Raw genomic sequence first — 14791 nt, 5'->3', positions numbered from 1 at the left:
GAGATGGAGCACTTGGCGGAATCCCGCCGGTCGCGAAGCCCGGTTGGCGTGGATTCGCGCCGATATCCGCCGATGCCCACCATGCGGGCGCCCGGATTGCAGGCTCAGAGGCTCGTCTTCTTGAAGACCGGTTCGGGGATCGCGCGGATCACGGCCATCACGATTCGCCAGATCGGCCGGACGTAGACCACGTTGCGCCGGGACGTCACGGCCTTGAGTACGGCGGCGCCCACTTCCTCCGGTTCGGCTGTGAGGCGCGCGGGCAGGTCGAGGCCCTCGGTCATCGCCGTGTTGACGAAGCCCGGCAGCACCGTCACCACGTGCACGCCCTTTTTCGCCAGCCGGTTGCGCAGGCCCGACAGGAAGGCGGTGAACCCGGCCTTGGCCGAGCCGTAGACGTAGTTCGAGGCCCGCCCGCGTTCGCCCGCCACCGACGAGATGCCGACGATGGTGCCGGAGCCACGCGCCTCCATGGCGTTTGCGAGGTGCCCGAGGATCGAGGCCGGGCCTTCGAAATTCGCGCGCATGACCATCGCGCCGGCCTCGGGGTCGGCGGCATTTTCTTCCTGCGTGCCCATCGTGCCGACGGCGCAGACAACCACCTCGGGCAGGTCCGGCAGGCCCGCGACGAAGCCCGCATGCGATGCGAGATCGAGGGCGTCGAAAGGGTGCAGCGTCACCTCGACGCCGTAGCGCGTGACGAGGTCGTCGCGGTCGTCCTTCAGCCGCTCCGGGTCGCGTGCGGCCAGCCTGATGGCATGGCCTTCGGCGGCGAAACTGCGCGCGATGGCCCGCGCCATGCCCGAGGCCGCGCCGAGGATGAGGACGGATCTGCTCACAATCCCAGCCTTTCAGATTGATGCGAAACGAAATGCCCGGCCCAGCCGCGCGCCTGCCTGAGGTCGCGGAAGGCGGCGAGGCGCGGGTCGGCGGCGCGTGCGGTTTCGCCCGTCATGCGCGCGTCCTTGGCGAGGTAGAAGCGCCCGCCATGTTCGAGCGTGATGCGGTCGAGCCGCTCCAGCAGCGCGAGGCTGCGCGCGCCCGCCGGAAAGTCGAGCGCCAGCGTGTATCCCTCGCAGGGAAAGGACAGTGGGCTGTCGTCCGGGCCGAAGCGTTTCAGCACCGACAGGAAGCTGGCGAGACCCGTGGCCGAGATGTCGGTCAGAAGCCGCTCGAGCCCCTCGCGCGCGGTCGGTAGTGGAAGGGCGCACTGGAACTGGTAGAAGCCCCGCCGCCCGTAGATCCGGTTCCAACCCGAGATGGCGTCGAGCGGATAGAAGTACCGGTCCCAGTCGACGAGCGTTTCGCCGGCGTTGCGCGCGCCCATGCGGTAGTAGAGCGCGTTGAAGGCCCGCACGCTCAGGCGGTTCAGCGCGAAGCTCGGGAAATCCACCGGCACGGCGAGCTTGCGGGGACGCGCGACCTTGAATGGCGCTTTGCGTTTCGACGTGGGAAGTTCGTCGGCGCGGGCGTGCCGGCCGAGCATCACGAGGCTCCGGCCGAGGGTCGGAGGGCCGCTTGAACAGTCGATCCACGCCACCGAATAGGGCACGTCGAGCCGGGCCTCGAAGGCATCGACCGCGGCCTCGACGGTCTGGACCGGGATCGTCTCCTGCACGATCCACGCGCTTTCGACCGGCCGCAGGCGGATGGCGGCGCGCAGGATCACGCCCGACAGGCCCATGGCGCCGCAGATCGTGCCGAAGCGCCCCGTGTCGTCGTCCTGTGTCACGCGGGTCACCGACCCGTCGGCCTCCATCACGTCGACCCACTCGACGCAGGCGCGGAAACTGCCGTCGCCGTGGTGGTTCTTGCCATGCACATCCGCCGCGATGGCTCCGCCGATGGTCACGAACTTCGTGCCCGGCGTGACGAAGGGGAACCAGCCACGCGGAAGGAACGTCTCGATCACGTCGGACAGAAGCGCGCCCGCCTCGGTCACCAGGATGCCCGTCTCCGCGTCGAAGGCCAGGAAGCGGTCCATGCCCCGCATGTCGAGTGTCAGGCCCGGGCTCATCGCGGGGTCGCCGTAGGACCGCCCGTTGCCGCGCGCGATCATCGGCCCTTCGGCCACGGCACGGGCCACGTCGGCCTCGCTGCGCGCCTTCCGCACCCGGCACTCGGCGACCGGCGTGCGACCCCATCCCGAAAGGCGCGTCATGCCGGCCTCGCCGCGGTCCGGAACACGAAGCGGCGGTCGAGCGCGTACTTGGTGACGTAGCCGATCGTCAGGCCCAGGACCGCGCCGGCCTCGCGGGCCGCCTCGGTCTGCCAGAGGAGCCAGAACGTCGTCTCAGTGATCCAGAAGATCGCCGTCGTCGCGACACCCATGAGCGAATAGAGGAAGAACAGCCGCCCGTGCCCGCGCATTCCGGTCGTGTCGTCGAAGAAGATCCAGCGCTTGTCGAGAAGGTATTTCACGACCAGCCCGACCAGCGTTCCGGCGCCGATGGCCACCGCGAGGCGGGGCCCTGTCACGGGGTCGGCCCCGAAAAGCGCGAGACGCTGGGTAGCGAGGTTGGCCAGAACGGCCAGCACCGCGAAAGCGCCATAGCGCAGGATCAGCGTCTTGCGGCTCACAGGAATACCGCCAGCGCGATCAGGATGGCGATGAGGGCTACGGTCGCGCGGCTGATGGGATCCGTGATCGCCCAGACGAGCGGGTCGTCGTCCATCTGGCCGCGGTTGGCGATGAGCACGAGGCGGCTGATCCAGAAGATCAGCAGCGCGCAGACCCCCCAGAACATCCGGTGCGCGCCGAAGCGCTCCTGCACGTAGGGCTCGTCAATGTAGAGGGCGAGAACGAGAACCCCCATGTAGCCCGCCGAGATCGCCATCTGGCTGAGGATGCGCCGGTCTTCCAGCGAATAGCCGCGGCGCGTGACGGTGCGTCCCGCCGCGTCGGCATCAGACAACTCGCCCAACCGCTTGGCGGCGGCCAGCGCGAAGAAGGTGAACATCGAGAAGGCCAGAAGCCAGACCGACAGGCCGACGCCGATGGCAACGCCGCCGGCCACGATGCGGACCGTGTAGAGGCCCGCCAGCATGCAGATGTCGATAATCGCGTAGCGCTTGAGCCGGACGGAATAGGCCATCGTCAGGATGAAGTAGATCACCACCACCGTCAGCAGCGCCGGCGAGACCATGCCCGCGATGCCCAGTCCCAGCAGCAGCAGCGCCGGCGCCAGCCGCGTTCCGGTCGATACCGAGAGCGCACCCGAGGCGAACGGACGGTTGCGCTTGCGCGGATGGCTGCGGTCGTCGGCCAGATCGAGCAGGTCGTTGATGACGTAACCCGCCGAGGCGACCAGACTGATCGCGGCGAAGGTGGCGAGAACCCACGTCCACTGCCAGCCGCCATGGGCGGGGTCGGCGACGATGGGCACGAAGACGAGAAGGTTCTTCAGCCATTGATGGGGCCTGAGTGCCCGTATGAGCGAGGCGACATCGTTGCCCTGTGCCGGCAGGTGTTCGGCCAGCCGGCCCATCGCGTCGACCGCCCGCCGGACCGCCGGCGAGACCCCGACCGTGATCGCGCCCGCGGCCTTGTCCCAGACGGCGAGGTCCGCACGGCTGTCGCCCACGTATATGAAACCGCGCGGCCCGTATTCCGCGACAAGCAGCGCCGCCTTGTCCGCGCCCTTGAGGTTCTGCTCGGGCGTCGACCCGTGCACCATGTCGAACAGGCCGAGATGGTCGGCCACGGCCTCGGCAAGGCGGACATCCGTCGCCGTCACCAGCGCGACCTCGCCGCCATCGGCGCGCCATGCCTTGATCAGGTCGAGCACGCGCTTGTCGTAGGGCAGGGTCCTGGGGTCGATCGTGACCCGGTCGGCCAGCGCGGCCTTGAGCGCGGCCTTTCCGTTCCGGAGCGCGCCGGCCGATTGCAGGAACAGCCGGCTGCGTGTCGCCAGCGCCGCCCACATCGTCTCGTGCAGCATGTCCGAGCGCAAAAGCGTGCCATCGAGGTCGACGGCCAGAACGAGACCGCTCCGCGCCGCGTCCGGCAGGATCGCGCCATCGTCATGTGCTGATAGGGCAGGGGTCATCTGCTGCTCGAGGATGCCGTTTTTTCCCTGGGTCGTCGCCTGCGGAATGATTGCCCGCAAGGGGATGGCTTGACCAGAGGTTTCTGGCGGATCGCGCTATCGACATGGCCAATCTGCATCGCTATCGTCTCGACCGGCTTCATGATTTCAAAGAGGTTTTTGCCGTGGCACGGATCGGTCGCATATCGGGTTGGATGGCGGTGGCCGTGCTGGCGATGTCGCCCACGCATGTGCTGGCGCAGGAGGTCGGGGGGACGTCCGGGGAAACGGCGGTCGCGACACTGGACGCGCTGCGCGCCGCGGAGGCCGAGGCCCGGCTTGCGGCCCGCGACGCCTGGGACGCGGCCGAGGCGGCCGATGCGGCCCGCGCCGCGGCCGAGGCCGAGCTTGCCCGCCTGACGGACGCCGCGGCCGAGGCGCGGCGGGTCGCGAATGGGGCCATTGCCGCGCTCTCCGCCGCGATCGGCGCGCGCCAGGCGGCAGAGGCATCCCCGACCGACGAGGCCGACGAGGCAGAAGCGGCGCGGATTGCGGCCGAGGAGGAAGCCGCGCGGATAGCCGCCGAGGAGGAGGCGGCGCGGATTGCGGCTGAGGAGGAAGCGGCGCGGATTGCGGCTGAGGAGGAAGCGGCGCGGATTGCGGCTGAGGAGGAAGCGGCCCGGATTGCGGCTGAGGAGGAAGCGGCCCGGATTGCGGCTGAGGAGGAAGCGGCGCGGATTGCGGCCGAGGAGGAAGCCGCGCGGATAGCCGCCGAGGAGGAGGCGGCGCGGATTGCGGCCGAGGAGGAAGCCGCACGGATAGCCGCCGAGGAGGCAGCGGCGCGGATTGCGGCCGAGGCGGAGGCCGCGCGCGCCGCGGCAGAAGCCACGCTTGCGGCTTGCGTGGAAACGGCAGGGCCGCCTTCGGCCGAAGTGCCGGTGTCCGAAGACGCGCAGCGTGCCCTTTTCCGCGCGCTTGCGGCGGCACGCGCCGATTGCGAGGCCGCTGTGCAGGCCCTGCCGGAGGCGGGCCCCGCGCTCTACCACCTGGCGACCATCGCGCAGGCAACGGGCGAGCATCGGCAGGCCGTACGGCTTTACGAGCGCGCGGCGGAGGCGGGCGTGCCCGCGGCGCTGACCCGGCTCGGCGACTACTACAATTTCGGTATCCGCCCGATCGGCGAGGACGTGCCTCGGGCCGTCGAACTCTACGAGCAGGCGACCGCGGAGGGCGATGCTGCGGCCGCGGCGACACTCGCCATGATGCATCAGCTCGGTCGTGGCGTGCCGCGCGACCCCGAGCGCATGATCGCTCTGATGCAGCAGGCCGCCGCCGAGGATTACCACTTCGCGCAATACCGCCTGGCGCAGACCTACCTCAACGGCGATGGCGTGCCGGATGACGCGGTCGCGGGCCTCGGCCTGCCCGACCCGGTGCGGGCGATCCCGCTGCTGGCGGGCGCGGCAAGGGCGGGCAACGACGATGCCGCGCGCGAGCTGGCCGAGCTCTATGCTACGGGGGCGGAGGGGCTGACGCCCAACCCCGCCCGGCAGCTCCGCTGGGTGAGCTTCCTCGCCGACAAGGGCGACGCGCCGGCGATGGCGCTCCGGGCCTTCCTGATCGAGCGGGGGATCGGCGTCGTGGCCGATCCCGAGCGTGCGGCGGCGGAATATGTCCGTGCGCTGGAGACAGGGGGCGTCGATCCCGCAACCATGCGCGGAACGGTGAACGGAGCCGTCCCGCCATGGGACCCGGCCACGGCGATCGCCTTCCAGCGCATCTTGCAGGAGCGCGGGCTCTACCAGGGCGCGCTGGACGGTCAGGTCGGGCCGATGACCCTGGGCGCGGCGCGGGCGCTGGCGCAGTAAGTTACCTGAAGAACGCGCCGTAACGCGCTGACCCGAAGGGTTTAATCCGCCCCGCGATCCATCGCGTGATATTCCGGGTTCGGCATCATGTCGGACGCGATGGCAAAGCGGTTCGACATGTTGAAAAAGCCGATGACGTCGGCGAGATCGAAGATCTCGTCGGGGCCGAGACCGGCGGCGCGCAGGGCCTCGCGGTCGGCCTCCACGATCTCGGCGGGCGTCGTCGTGAGCTTCCACGCGAAGTCGAGCATGGCGCGCTGGCGCAGCGACAGTTCCGCCACGCGGTAGTTCATCACCAGCATCTCGCCCAGCTGCGGATCGCCCGAAAGCTTCCGCACCGCCTGACCATGGGCCACGAGGCAGTAGAAGCAGCGGTTCGCCGAGGAGACCACGACGGCCACCATCTCCCGCTCCAGCTTCGACAGCCCCGAGGGGGCGAGCATCAGCGTGTTGTAGTATTGCGAGAAGGCGCGCAGTTTCTCGACATTGCGCGAGAAGGTCCGGAGCACGTTCGGCACGAGGCCGAGCTTCTCGACGCAGATCTCGAAATACCGCTGCGTCTCCGGGTCGAGGGCGTCGAACTCCGGCAGGTCGTAGATCGAGACGTGATCGGGCTGTGGCATGCTCTTCCCCTCCGCAATGTCCGGGCAGCGTCGCAAGGCACGCCGCCCGGCGCAAGGGCGCCTATTGCGCGGCTTCGAGCGCTGGCTCGGGGTCTTCCTTCGTCAGCGTCCGCCAGGCGTCGTATTGCGACAGGAACACCTGTCCCGTCATCTCGTCGAGGAAATGCGAGCGTTTCAGGCGGTCGGTCACGGGGCCCTTCACCTCGGACATGTGAAGCTTGACGCCCATGCTCTTGAGCCGCTCGTTCACCGCTTCCAGGCTTTCCAGCGCCGACATGTCGATCTCGTTCACCGCCGAGCACATCAGGACGACGTGTTTCACCGGCCCGTTTTCCACCACGCGGTCCTGCACGAGATCCTCGAGGAAGCGCGCGTTGGCGAAGTAGAGCGATTCGTCGATGCGGAGCGTCACGACCTCGGGATGCGTCTCGACCTTGTGGCGCAGGATGTTGCGGAAGTGCTGCGTGCCGGGGACGAGACCGACCTCCGCGACATGCGGCTTCGACGTCTTGTAGAGATGCAGGCCGATCGACAGGAGCACGCCCGCCGAGACGCCCGCCTCGACGCCGAGGCCGAGGGTCAGGAGGATCGTGGCGGCCACGGCCACGAAGTCTGCGCGCGCATAGGTCCAGGTCCGCGTCAGGATGGAGAAGTCCACGAGGCTCAGGACCGCGACGATGATGGTGGCCGCGAGCGTGGCCTTGGGCAGGAAGTAGATGAGCGGGGTCAGCGCCAGCGCCGCGATGGCGAGGCCCACGGCCGTGTAGGCGCCCGCCGCCGGCGTCTCGGCGCCCGCGTCGAAGTTCACCACCGAGCGCGCGAAGCCGCCGGTCACCGGGTAGCCGCCGGTGAAGCCAGCGCCGATATTGGCCGCGCCGAGGCCGATCAGTTCCTGGTCGGGGTCGATCCGCTGCCGCTTCTTGGCGGCGAGCGTCTGCGCGACGGAGATCGACTCGACGAAGCCGATGATCGAGATGAGAAGCGCCGGAATGAAGAGCGCGCTGACGAGGTCCCAGGACAGCCCCGGCATCGTCAGCGGCGGCAGGGCCTGCGGCACCTCGCCGACGATGGCCACGCCCCGGTCGGCAAGGCCGAGGCCCCAGACCAGCAGCGTCGTGGCCACGACCGCGCCCACCGGGCCGGCCTTCTGCGCCACATCTGCCAGCTTCGGCTTCACGCCCCGCGAAATGAGGAGGGGTTTCAGACCCTTGCGCACCCAGAACAGGAACCCGGTCGCCCCGATACCGATGGCGAGCGTCACCGGGTCCACGTCGACCATGTGCTCGTTCAGCGTGTAGAGGATCTCGGGCAGGGTATGCCCGTGCGCCTCGATTCCGAGGATATGCTTGAGCTGGCTCGCCGCGATCAGGACGCCGGAGGCGGTGATGAAGCCCGCGATGACCGGGTGGCTGAGGAAATTGGCGAGAAAGCCGAGTTTCAGGAGGCCCATGGTCAGCAGGATGCCCCCCGACAGGACCGCGAGCGTCAGTGCGGCGATGGCATAGCCCGCGGTTCCCTGTTCGGCCACCTGTCCGACCGCGGCCGCCGTCATCAGCGAGACGACGGCGACAGGTCCGACGGCAAGCGCGCGCGAGGTGCCGAAGATCGCGTAGAGGATGATCGGCAGGATCGAGGCGTAGAGACCCGCCTCGGGCGGCAGACCCGCCAGCAGCGCATATGCCAGCGACTGCGGGATGAGCATGATCGTCACGATCACCGCCGCGATCATGTCGTTCTGGAACGCGTCGCGGTTGTAGTCGCGGCCCCAGTCGAGGACGGGAATATAGCGCTTCGCGATGGCGAGGATGTCGGTCTTCATGCCAGTCGGCCTTTTCTGTGCTCGGGCGGCCCCTCACGCGGGGCCGCCACCTCTTGTCCGGTTCAGCGGACGGTGACCTTCTCGGGCTTCACCATCCACTCCTTTCCGCGCAGCATCGCCTTCCAGTAGAAGGGCGGAAGCACGGTTTCCTTCAGGAACCACGCCGCGCGGGTCGCCTTGGTTCCGTCGATCACCCATTTCGGGAAAGACGGCAGGAGCGTGCCGCCATAGCCGAACTCGGCCAGCACGATCTTGCCCCTCTCCACCGTCAGCGGGCAGGAGCCGTAGCCGTTGTAGATCGCCGTGGGCGAGCGCCCCTCGATGTCGTCCGAGACGTTCTCGGCCACGATCGGGGCCTGCATCCGGGCGGCGGCCGCAGTCTTGGCGTTCGGCGCATTCATCACGTCGCCGAGCGACCAGATGTTCTCGTAGGTCTTGTGCCGCAGCGTCGCCTGGTCCACGTCGACCCAACCCGCCGCATCGGCCAGCGGCGAGACGCGGATGAAGTCGGGCGCGACCTGCGGGGGGACGACATGGAGCATGTCGAACTCCACCTCGACGGTGCGGACGTCCTCGTCGGGCTTCTTCACCTCGAACCAGGCCTTCTTGGCCGGGCCGTCCACCGCCACGAGGTTGTGGAAGAAGTTCAGCTCGGCCTTGTAGCGGTTCATGTAGCTCTGCAGCGCCGGCACGTAGTCCTTCACGCCGAAGAGGACTCCGCCCGCGTTCATGAACTGGATGTCGATATCCTTGAGCACGCCCTCGCGGTGCCAGTGGTCGCCCGAGAGGTAGAGCGCCTTCTGCGGCGCGCCCGCGCACTTGATGGGCATCGGCGGCTGGGTGAAGATCGCGCGGCCCTTCTTGAGGCCCTTCACGAGCTCCCAGGTGTAGGGCGCGAGGTCGTAGCGGTAGTTCGAGGTCACGCCGTTCTCGCCCAGCGTCTCGACAAGGCCCTCGACCCGATGCCAGTCGAGCTTCAGCCCCGGCGCCACGATGAGGCGCTTGTACTTCACCACGCGGCAGGCATCGAGGATGACGGCGTTGTCCTTGGGTTCGAAGGCGGCGACGGCCGACTTGATCCAGTGCACGCCGCGGGGGATGAGGCTGCCCATGGTCTTCGCGGTCGTCGAGGCCTCGAAGATGCCGCCGCCGACCATGGTCCATCCGGGCTGATAGTAGTGGATGTCGGCCGGGTCGATGATCGCCATCTCGAGGTTCGGCTGCCGCGCACGGAGCGAGGAGGCGACCGCGATGCCGGCGGCACCGCCGCCCACGATCACCACGTCGAAGCGGGCGTCGGCCCGGTCGGTCGGCGTCTTGCCGCCATTGGCGATGCGCCGCACGACGCCGCCCATGTCGTAGCCCGCGGATTGCGTCGCGGCGAGGATGTCGGCGACCGGCTTTTCCTTCGCTACGGCCAGCGACCACAGCGTGGCCGAGCGCGTGCCGGTCCGGCAATAGGCCAGGATCGGCCCCGGAAGCTCGGTCATCAGGGACTTGAAGGCCTCCGCGTCCTCGTCCTGCACCTTGCCCGCCGTGATCGGCTGGTAGCGCGTCTGCAGACCGATGGCCTGGGCCGCCGCCTCGATCTCCTCGAAGTTGGGCTGGTCCATGCCTTCGCCGTCCGGGCGGTTGCAGATGATCGACCGGAACCCGTGATCGGCGATCGTCTGCACGTCCTCGGGGGAAATCTGCGGGGCGACCGAAAGGCCGGCCGTTATCGTTCTGGCGTCCATGACCGGAGCCTCCTCCAATGAAACCTGGCGCTATTCAGGGAAAGCGGGACGGGGGCGCGGGTTGCGCCCCCGTCCGGGGGCCGGTCAAAGCGCGTTGACCGGAACCTTCAGCATGGGGCGCCCGTCCTTGTCCTTCGGCACCTCGCCCGCGCGCATGTTCACCTGCAGCGAGGGAATGATGAGCTTGGGCATGTCGAGCTGCGCGTCGCGCTCGGTGCGGAACTTGACGAAGTCCTCCTTCGACTTGCCGCCGCCGACGTGGATGTTGAACTCCTTCTCCTCGGCCACGGTGGTTTCCCACTGGATGTCGCGGCCGTTCGGACCGTAGTCGTGGCACATGAAGAGCCGGGTCTGGTCGGGCAGGCTCAGGACCTTCTGGATCGAGTCGTAGAGCGTGCCCGCGTCCCCGCCGGGGAAGTCGGCCCGTGCCGAACCGCCATCGGGCATGAACAGCGTGTCACCCACGAAGGCCGCGTCGCCCATGACATGGGTCATGCAGGCGGGCGTGTGGCCGGGCGTGTAGATCGCGAAGGCACGCATACCGCCGATCTCGTAGGTGTCGCCATCCTCGAACAGGGCGTCGAACTGGCTGCCGTCACGCTGGAACTCGGTGCCTTCGTTGAAGACCTTGCCGAAGGTGTCCTGCACCACGGTGATGTTCTTGCCAATGCCGATCTTGCCGCCCAGCTGCTCCTGGATGTAGGGCGCGGCCGAGAGGTGGTCGGCGTGGACATGCGTCTCGATCAGCCACTCGACCTTGAGGCCCTTCTCCTTGACGTAGGCGATGATGGCGTCGGCGCTGTCGTAGGTGATGCGGCCGGCGGCGTAATCGATGTCCATGACGCTGTCGACGATCGCGCAGCTGTCGGAGTTGGGGTCCTTCACGACGTAGGAGATCGTGTTGGTGGCCGGGTCGAAGAAGGGCTCGACCTCGGGGCGGATGTTCATGTTAACGGGAAAGTCGGACATTTTCAGTCTCCTCCAGGTCAGGTCACGAGGTCGCGGTCGCCTTGGGCCGCGACAGGGATTGCAGGTAGCGGGCGCCGAAGATGCCCGCGAGCATGGCGGCGACGAACACGATGACGTCCATCCGTCCGGTGCCGAGCGCGGGCAGCGCGCCGCCCGGGCAGAAGCCCGCGATGCCCCAGCCGACGCCGAAGACGGCCGAGCCGCCGATCAGGCGCGCGTCGAGGTTGCGGGCGGTGGGCAGGTTGAACCTGCCCTCGAAAAGCGGGCGCTGACGCCCGAAGACGAGGCGGTAGCCGATGCCGGTGACGACGAGCGCGCCGCCCATCACGAAGGCCAGCGAGGGATCCCAGCTGCCGGCGACATCGAAGAAGTTGATGACCTTGGCCGGGTTGGCCATGCCGGAGACGACGATCCCGGTGCCGAAGATCACGCCGATGAGGTAAACGAGGATCAGGCGCATGTCGGTCAGCCTCCGATCACGTGGCGGACGACGAAGACCGTCGCCGCGGTGGTTGCCATGAAAGTCAGCGTCGCCGCGATCGACCGGGGCGAAAGCCGTGCCATTCCGCAGACACCATGCCCCGAGGTGCAGCCCGAGCCGTAGGTGACGCCGGCGCCGACGATCACGCCGCCGACGATCAGCATGGGCATGGAGGCGGGCACGGTGATCTCGGGCATGCCGCCGGTGACCAGCCAGTAGACGGTCGGGCCGGTGAACATGCCCAGCAGGATCGCGACGCGCCAGCTCAGGTCATAGACCGAGGCTGGGGCGAAGACGCCCGCCAGGATGCCGGTGGCGCCCATCACCCGTCCGAGGACGAGCATCAGCAGGACTGCGGCCAGCCCGATGAGGGCGCCGCCTCCGAGCGAGGCCCATGGTGTAAAGGCGGTTTCAAACATTCGGTTCTCCCATCCCGCGCGGTCGCGCATCGATATCTGTGAGCGGGGGCGTCGCCGACGGCCCCTGCCTGTTCGCTGGATGATGAATAGCGATTCTCCGCGGGCCTATCAGTGATCTAGTCACATAACGGCCGATGTAGCGGGGAATGGCTGGCAACCGATTGTTTTAAAGGCATGAAAATCGAAAACCGTGCGCCGGAGATGCGCGAAAACCAGGCTTTCGGCTGCCGGGAACAGGCGGTTTCAGCTTTCGGAGAGCTTTCTAAGGGCGTCGCAATCGAGAATCTCGACCGTGCCGCGCCCGAGCGTCACCCAGCCCCGGCGCTGGAATTCGGCCAGCTGGCGCGAGATCACCTCGCGCGCGGTGCCGAGTTCGGCGGCGAGCTGGGCATGGGTCGCCTTCAGCACGCCCGTATCGGCCCGTTCGATGATCTTCTGTGCCAGGCGGATGTCCATCCGGCGGAAGGCGATATCCTCGATGACGTGGAAGAGGTCCGTCATCCGCCGCGAATAGGCGGTGAAGACGAAGGTCCGGAATTCCTTCGAGGTCGACACCAGGTCGTCGAAGACCGCGCGCGGCACGGCGGCCGCGACGATGTCGGTCTCGGCCACGCCCTCGGCCGAGTAGTCCTCGTAGGCCAGCATGCAGGCCGTGGTCAGCACGCAGCTTTCGCCGGCCGTGACGCGGTAGAGCACAACTTCGCGCCCGTTCTCGGCCAGTTGCTGGACCCGCACGGTCCCTTCCAGCAGCAAAAGCATGTTCTCGGGCGACTTGCCAGGGCCGAAGATGACGGTGTCGGCGGGCACCCGGATCACCTGGCTGCGCGAGGTCAGGACCTCGCGGATGCGCGGCTCCAGCCGGGAGAGCCCGGTGAACCGGGTGGTCCAGTCCTCGTCTTGCGCGATGGCCGCCATGTCCGGACCTCTCCCCGGTGAAATATGCCGCATCATGCATCTATTCCGAGCGGAGGCAAAATGCATCCCCCGTCACACGGACCCCGCGGCCGGGAATGGGCGGGGGTTGCTGGACAAGCCGGATTTCCTAACCATACTCGCGCCCCGGGAAACCAAGAAGAACAGGGAGCCTTCCAATGAATACCCGCTTTGCCGCCTTCGGCGCGGCGCTTCTGGCCACGACGGCCCTCACGGCGACGGCGGTCTCCGCCGAGACGCTTCGCTGGGCAAGGGCCGCCGAGGCGCTCACCCTCGATCCGCATGCGCAGAACGAGGGGCCGACCACGACGCTGATGCATCAGATCTACGAGCCCCTCATCTTGCGCAACATGGCCGGTGAGATGGAGCCGGCGCTCGCGACCTCGTGGGGGCCTTCGGCGGACGATCCGAACGTCTGGGTCTTCACGCTCCGTGAAGGGGTCACCTTCCACGGCGGCGAGGAGTTCGACAGCGCCGACGCGGTCTTCTCGCTGAACCGCGCGATGTCGGAGACCTCGAACTTCAAGGAACTCCTGTCCTCGGTCACCGAGGTGCGCGCGACCGGGCCCTACACGGTCGAGATCGTGACGGACGGACCGAACCCACTGCTGCCGAACAACCTCACCAACATCATGATCATGGACGAGGGTTGGGCCGTGGCGAACGGCGCCGAAGCGGCGCAGGACTACGCCGCGGGCGAGGACACGTTCTCGGCGCGCAATGCCAACGGCACCGGGCCCTACGTCCTCACGAGTCGCGAGGCGGACGTGCGCACCGTCCTGACCGCCAACCCCGACTACTGGGGCATCGGGGAGTTCCCGCTCGCGGCCTCCGAAATCGTCTTCACCCCGATCCAGAACCCCGCGACCCGCGTCGCGGCACTTCTGACGGGCGAGGTCGACTTCATCCAGGACGTACCGGTGCAGGACCTTCAGCGCGTGGCCGAGGCCGACGGGATCGAGGTCATCACCGCGCCGCAGAACCGCGTGATCTTCTTCGGCATGGACGTGGCTTCGGACGATCTCGAGCTTGACAACGTGGAGGGCGCGAACCCCTTCGCGGACGTCCGCGTGCGCCAGGCCATGGACATCGCCATCAACCGCGAGGCCATCCAGCAGGTCGTGATGCGCGGCCAGTCGGTCCCCGCGGGCGTGATCTCGCCGCCGCCGGTGAACGGCTGGACGCCGGAACTGGACGAATACCCCGCCTATGACATCGAGGCCGCGCGCGCCCTGATGGCCGAGGCGGGCTATGCGGACGGGTTCTCGGTGCAGCTCGACTGCCCCAACGACCGCTACATCAACGACGAGGCGATCTGCCAGGCGGCGGTCGGCATGCTGGCCCAGATCGGGATCACGGCGAACCTCTCGGCCCTGCCGCGCGCGCAGCACTTCCCGCTGATCGCCAATAGCGAAACGGACTTCTACCTGCTCGGCTGGGGCGTTCCGACCTATGACGCGGAATACATCTTCAACTTCCTCTACCACACGAGGGACGAGGGCCGCGGCAGCTGGAACGGGACGGGCTATTCCAACCCCGAGATGGACGCGATGATCGAGTCGCTCGCCTCGAACGTGGACCTCGAGGCGCGCAACGCCACGATCGCCGAACTGTTCGCGATGGCCGAGGCCGAGACGATCTACATCCCGATCCACAACCAGATCCTCAACTGGGGCATCTCGGACGGCTGGAGCACCCTTGTCGATGCCGACGACCAGGTGAAGTTCAAGTACTTCGAGACCAACTGACGCCGTTTCGATGCGGAAGGCGGGGGCCGGACGGGTGGACCGTCCGGCCCCCTTCCTTTTTGTCCGCGGGACCGCGACGCTCGACGCGATGCCGGTGTCGAACGGCTGGCGGCAGCCGCGCGAGGACAATTCCGACACGTATCTCCCCGGCTGGTCGCCGGGGACCT

Annotated in this window: 13 protein-coding genes; 2 read left to right on the top strand and 11 right to left on the bottom strand. The window is 68.0% G+C overall.

All coding sequences use genetic code 11. The annotated features are described in order from the left end of the window. Positions 1 to 104: 104 nt before the first annotated feature. From N8I71_RS11175 to N8I71_RS11160, 4 genes are read right to left on the bottom strand one after another with little or no spacing between them, the layout of a single operon-like run. Positions 105 to 839, bottom strand: coding sequence for an SDR family oxidoreductase (locus tag N8I71_RS11175; RefSeq protein ID WP_262878065.1), 735 nt, complete (start codon positions 837 to 839; stop codon positions 105 to 107). Further along, positions 836 to 2161, bottom strand: a complete 1326-nt coding sequence (locus N8I71_RS11170; protein WP_262878064.1) for an FAD-binding oxidoreductase — start codon at positions 2159 to 2161, stop codon at positions 836 to 838. Before N8I71_RS11170 ends, N8I71_RS11175 begins: the two co-directional genes overlap by 4 nt. Further along, complete coding sequence (locus N8I71_RS11165; protein ID WP_262878063.1) at positions 2158 to 2580, bottom strand: GtrA family protein; 423 nt, start codon at positions 2578 to 2580, stop codon at positions 2158 to 2160. Before N8I71_RS11165 ends, N8I71_RS11170 begins: the two co-directional genes overlap by 4 nt. Beyond that, positions 2577 to 4049, bottom strand: coding sequence for a UbiA family prenyltransferase (locus tag N8I71_RS11160; RefSeq protein WP_262878062.1), 1473 nt, complete (start codon positions 4047 to 4049; stop codon positions 2577 to 2579). Before N8I71_RS11160 ends, N8I71_RS11165 begins: the two co-directional genes overlap by 4 nt. Before the next feature lie 104 nt (positions 4050 to 4153). Between N8I71_RS11160 and N8I71_RS11155 the strand changes: the two genes are divergently transcribed. Continuing rightward, on the top strand, positions 4154 to 5896 hold the full coding sequence (locus N8I71_RS11155) for a tetratricopeptide repeat protein (RefSeq protein WP_262878061.1): 1743 nt from the start codon (positions 4154 to 4156) through the stop codon (positions 5894 to 5896). A 41-nt stretch (positions 5897 to 5937) separates the two neighbouring features. Here N8I71_RS11155 and N8I71_RS11150 read toward each other — a convergent pair whose 3' ends face one another. The 7 genes from N8I71_RS11150 to N8I71_RS11120 all read right to left on the bottom strand — a co-directional run bounded on the left by N8I71_RS11150 (position 5938) and on the right by N8I71_RS11120 (position 12858). Next, entirely contained in the window at positions 5938 to 6519 is a 582-nt protein-coding gene (locus N8I71_RS11150; protein ID WP_262878060.1) for a peroxidase-related enzyme, read from the bottom strand. 61 nt (positions 6520 to 6580) lie between these two features. After that, the gene (locus N8I71_RS11145; RefSeq protein ID WP_262878059.1) at positions 6581 to 8338 is read right to left on the bottom strand and encodes a SulP family inorganic anion transporter; all 1758 of its coding nucleotides are present in this window, start codon (positions 8336 to 8338) and stop codon (positions 6581 to 6583) included. A 62-nt stretch (positions 8339 to 8400) separates the two neighbouring features. Next, positions 8401 to 10074 carry a bifunctional protein tyrosine phosphatase family protein/NAD(P)/FAD-dependent oxidoreductase gene (locus tag N8I71_RS11140; protein ID WP_262878058.1) on the bottom strand — a complete coding sequence of 558 codons (1674 nt, stop codon included), beginning with the start codon at positions 10072 to 10074 and terminating at the stop codon, positions 8401 to 8403. 84 nt (positions 10075 to 10158) lie between these two features. Continuing rightward, positions 10159 to 11043, bottom strand: a complete 885-nt coding sequence (locus N8I71_RS11135; protein WP_262878057.1) for an MBL fold metallo-hydrolase — start codon at positions 11041 to 11043, stop codon at positions 10159 to 10161. Between the two features lie 22 nt (positions 11044 to 11065). Beyond that, entirely contained in the window at positions 11066 to 11503 is a 438-nt protein-coding gene (locus N8I71_RS11130; RefSeq protein WP_262878056.1) for a DUF6691 family protein, read from the bottom strand. A 5-nt stretch (positions 11504 to 11508) separates the two neighbouring features. Continuing rightward, positions 11509 to 12024, bottom strand: a complete 516-nt coding sequence (locus tag N8I71_RS11125) for a YeeE/YedE family protein (RefSeq protein WP_262878147.1) — start codon at positions 12022 to 12024, stop codon at positions 11509 to 11511. 162 nt (positions 12025 to 12186) lie between these two features. Continuing rightward, entirely contained in the window at positions 12187 to 12858 is a 672-nt protein-coding gene (locus tag N8I71_RS11120) for a Crp/Fnr family transcriptional regulator (protein WP_262878055.1), read from the bottom strand. Between the two features lie 176 nt (positions 12859 to 13034). Between N8I71_RS11120 and N8I71_RS11115 the strand changes: the two genes are divergently transcribed. After that, entirely contained in the window at positions 13035 to 14624 is a 1590-nt protein-coding gene (locus tag N8I71_RS11115; protein WP_262878054.1) for an ABC transporter substrate-binding protein, read from the top strand. Positions 14625 to 14791: the final 167 nt, after the last annotated feature.

This window comes from Roseicyclus sediminis (assembly GCF_025515305.1).
In the GTDB taxonomy this organism is placed as follows: domain Bacteria; phylum Pseudomonadota; class Alphaproteobacteria; order Rhodobacterales; family Rhodobacteraceae; genus Roseibacterium; species Roseibacterium sediminis.
This window is presented reverse-complemented; position numbering and strand designations above follow the sequence as displayed.